This is a genomic window from Streptomyces sp. AA4 (genome assembly GCF_000158875.1).
Lineage (GTDB): Bacteria > Actinomycetota > Actinomycetes > Mycobacteriales > Pseudonocardiaceae > Amycolatopsis.
The window spans coordinates 4,940,550-4,944,662 of the sequence record NZ_GG657746.1 but is presented as its reverse complement, the minus strand read 5'-3'; the positions used below and the strand labels follow the sequence as shown (position 1 = coordinate 4,944,662).

Below are 4,113 nucleotides of genomic sequence, written 5' to 3'. Positions count from 1 at the left end.
TATATATATATATATATATATATATATATATATATATATATATATATATATATATATATATATATATATATATATATATATATATATATATATATATATATATATATATATAATATTATATATATATATATATATATATAATATATATATTATATATATATATATATATATATATATATATATATATATATATATATATATATATATATATATATATATATATATATATATATATATATATATATATATATATATATATATATATATATATATATACACCGCGCCGTGTTTTGGGCTTCGTATCGGGGGCGGGGGAGTGTGGCTGCCTGGTTGGGCGGGTGCACTGGCTGCGGTTGGGGGTGGGGCTAGCGCCCCAATGTGGCATTGGGTGCATGTGACGCAACGAATGCCACATTGGGTGCGTGAGATGCACCCAATGCCACATTGGGGTTTTCTCAGCAGCGGGCGCGGTGTGGCGATCCAGTCGCGGACGGTCGTGAGGGGAACCCTGAGGGACTCTGAGTCCCTCAGGGTTCCCCTCACGGCGTTTGACCGAAAGATCAGGCGCCCGGCGGGCGGTCCCGGACCACGCAGGTGAGCCTTGCCGTGCAGGTGCGGCGGCCTTCGTCGTCGGTGAGCACGATTTCCGACGTGATGGTGCCTCGGCCGACGTGCAGCGGGGTCGCTACTCCGGTGACGGTGCCGGAGCGGACGGCACGGTGGTGGGTGCAGGACAGTTCCAGGCCCATCGCGGCGCGTTCGGGGCCTGCGTTCAGCGCCGCCAGCACCGAGCCCAGCGCTTCGGCGACGGTGGCGTTCGCGCCGCCGTGGAGGAGGCCGTAGGGCTGGAGGTTGCCTTCGACGGGGATCGTTCCGACGACCCGCTCGGGCGTCAGCTCCACGAGCTTCAGCCCGATCTTGTCGTTCAGCTGCTGGCCCGCGGCCGCGGGGTCCATGCCCGCGAACTGGCCCGGCGTGATTTCCGCCGTCTGCTCGGTCACTCTCTGCTCCTCAACCGTATGCGACACGCAAGAGTGTCAGACCCTCACCCTAGACTCGCCCCCGTGAGCCCGACCGAGAACCGAACCGTTGCCAACGCCACAGGCGCCGCCGCCGCGAAAGACCGCCCCCGGCTGCTGCTGATCGACGGCCATTCGATGGCCTATCGCGCCTTCTTCGCCCTGCCCGCGGAGAATTTCCGCACGAAGACCGGGCAGGTCACCAACGCGGTCTTCGGCTTCACCTCGATGCTCATCAACCTGCTGCGCGACGAGAAGCCGACGCACCTCGCGGTCGCCTTCGACCTCTCGCGCAAGACCTTCCGGTCGGAGACGTACGCCGACTACAAGGCCAACCGCAGCACCACGCCGGACGAGTTCCGCGGCCAGGTCGACCTGGTCAAAGAGGTGCTCGACGTGCTCGGCATCCCTTCGCTGACGAAGGAGAACTACGAGGCCGACGACGTCATCGCCACGCTCACCACCCAGGCGGGCGAGGACTACGACGTCCTCATCTGCACCGGCGACCGCGACGCGTTGCAGCTGGTCACCGATCGGGTGACCGTTTTGTACCCGAAGCGGGGCGTCTCCGACCTCGTGCGGTTCACGCCGGAGGCAGTGGAAGAGAAATACGGCCTCACCCCGACCCAGTACCCGGACTTCGCGGCCCTGCGCGGCGACCCGTCGGACAACCTGCCCGGCATCCCCGGCGTGGGGGAGAAGACCGCGGCCAAGTGGATCCGGCAGTTCGGCTCGCTGGCCGACCTGATCGACCGGGTCGACGAGGTCAAGGGCAAGGTCGGCGACGCGCTGCGCGAGCACCTGTCCTCCGTGCAGCTGAACCGGCAGCTCACCGAGCTGGTCCGCGACGTGCCGCTGGAGTCCGTGCCGGACCAGCTGGAGCTGCGTCCGTGGAACCGCGAGGCCGTGCACCGGCTGTTCGACGAGCTGGAGTTCCGCGTCCTGCGCGACCGGCTGTTCGAAACGCTGAGCAGCGCCGAACCGGAGGCCGACTCGGGCTTCGAGGTGTCCGGCTCCGCGCTCGCGCCGGGTGCGCTCGGCGCGTGGCTCGAGGCGCACGCCGGCGCGGGCGAGCCGGTCGCGCTGTCGTTCCGGGCGACGGGTTCGTCGGTCCGGTCCGACCTCAAGGCGGTCGCCTTCGCGACGGCCGACGGCGAGGGCGCGTACGTCGACGTCACCGCGATGGACGAGGCGGACGACCGGGCGCTGTCGGCGTGGCTGGCCGACCCGGAGATCCGCAAGATCGGCCACGACCTGAAGGTGCCGCTGCACGCGGTGCGCGCCCGCGGCTGGACGTTCGGCGGGCTGAACATGGACACCGCGCTCGCCGCGTACCTCGCGCGGCCGGGGCAGCGCACGTTCGGGCTGGACGACCTGGCCCTGCGCTACCTGCACCGCGAGCTGCGTTCGGAAGCCGGCGACGGCGACGGTCAGCTGTCGCTGCTCGACGGCGGCGCGGACGAGCTGGAGCAGAAGGAAATTTCCGCCGAATTGGTGAAAGCGCGCGCGATCTTCGAGTTGGCCGGCGCGCTCGCCGCCGAGCTGGAGGAGCTCGGCGGCGCGAAGCTGCTGGCCGAGCTGGAACTCCCGCTGCTCGAGGTCATCACCGAACTGGAAGCGGCGGGCATCGCGGTCGACACCGACCAGCTCACCGAGCTGGAGGCGCACTACCTCAGCCGGGTCACGCAGGCCGCGGAATCCGCGTACGAGGTGATCGGCAAGCAGATCAACCTCGGTTCGCCGAAGCAGCTGCAGGTGGTGCTGTTCGACGAGCTGGGCATGCCGAAGACCAAGCGCACCAAGACCGGCTACACCACGGACGCGGACGCGCTGCAGTCGCTGTTCGAGAAGACCGAGCACCCGTTCCTGCAGCACCTGCTGGAACACCGCGACGCGACGCGGCTGCGCACCACGGTCGAGGGCCTGATCAAATCGGTCGCCGACGACGGGCGCATCCACACCACGCTGCAGCAGACGATCGCGGCCACCGGACGGCTGTCGTCGATCGAGCCGAACCTGCAGAACATCCCGGTGCGCACCGAGGAAGGCAGGCGCATCCGCGACGCGTTCGTGGTCGGCGACGGCTACGCCGAGCTGATGACCGCGGACTACAGCCAGATCGAAATGCGGATCATGGCGCACCTGTCGAAGGACGAGGGTCTCATCGAGGCCTTCAACAGCGGCGAGGACCTGCACACGTTCGTCGCGTCGCGCGCGTTCTCCGTGCCCGCCGCGGAAATCACGCCGGAACAGCGCTACCGAGTCAAGGCGATGTCGTACGGCCTCGCGTACGGCTTGTCCGCGTACGGCCTGTCGCAGCAGCTGAAGATCTCGACGGAAGACGCCAAAGAGCAGATGGAGGCGTACTTCTCGCGGTTCGGCGGGGTGCGCGACTACCTGCAGTCGGTCGTCGGAGAAGCCGCGAAGTGCGGTTACACCGAGACGATCTTCGGCCGCCGCCGCTACCTGCCGGACCTGAACAGCGACAACCGCCAGCGCCGCGAAATGGCCGAGCGGATGGCGCTGAACGCCCCGATCCAGGGCAGCGCGGCGGACATCATCAAGGTGGCGATGCTGAACGTGCACCGCGCCCTGGCCGAAGCTGGCGCGCGCAGCCGCGTTCTGCTGCAGGTCCACGACGAACTGGTCCTGGAAATCGCCGACGGCGAACGTTCCGACGTCGAGAAACTGGTCCGCGAAGGCATGGGCTCGGCCGCGGAGCTGGCAGTGCCGCTGGAGGTCTCGGTCGGCTACGGACGATCGTGGAACGAGGCCGCGCACTGAGCTGAGCCGCGCCCGGGGTCGGCAGCCGCCTGACCCCGGGCTCTCAGCTGAGCCGATTCACCCCGGCTGGCAATGATTCAAGGCGTAGCCGAGCACCTCACCGTCCCTTGTGGACAGAAACCCGGCCGCTCCATACCCACGAGGGCCCCCGCACTCGGCACAAGACCTCTCACGAACGAGATCCGCCCCCAGAAAACCCCCCGGCGGACCCCCGCGGAACCCCCAGGCAACCCGCCGCCGATACACAAAACCATCGAGGCACCCAGCCCTCCCCCCAACCCCGATACGAAGCCTCCCTGCGGTCTGGGGG

The 4,113-nt window shown here is 64.2% G+C and carries 2 protein-coding genes; one reads left to right on the top strand and one right to left on the bottom strand.

Going from position 1 to position 4,113, the window contains the following annotated elements:
* Positions 1-560 precede the first annotated feature (560 nt).
* Positions 561-956 carry a PaaI family thioesterase gene (locus tag SSMG_RS22640; RefSeq protein WP_182895395.1) on the bottom strand — a complete coding sequence of 132 codons (396 nt, stop codon included), beginning with the start codon at positions 954-956 and terminating at the stop codon, positions 561-563.
* Positions 957-1,064: 108 nt separating this feature from the next.
* Between SSMG_RS22640 and polA the strand changes: the two genes are divergently transcribed.
* Entirely contained in the window at positions 1,065-3,803 is a 2,739-nt protein-coding gene (gene polA, locus SSMG_RS22635) for a DNA polymerase I (RefSeq protein ID WP_009079753.1), read from the top strand.
* Positions 3,804-4,113 lie beyond the last annotated feature (310 nt).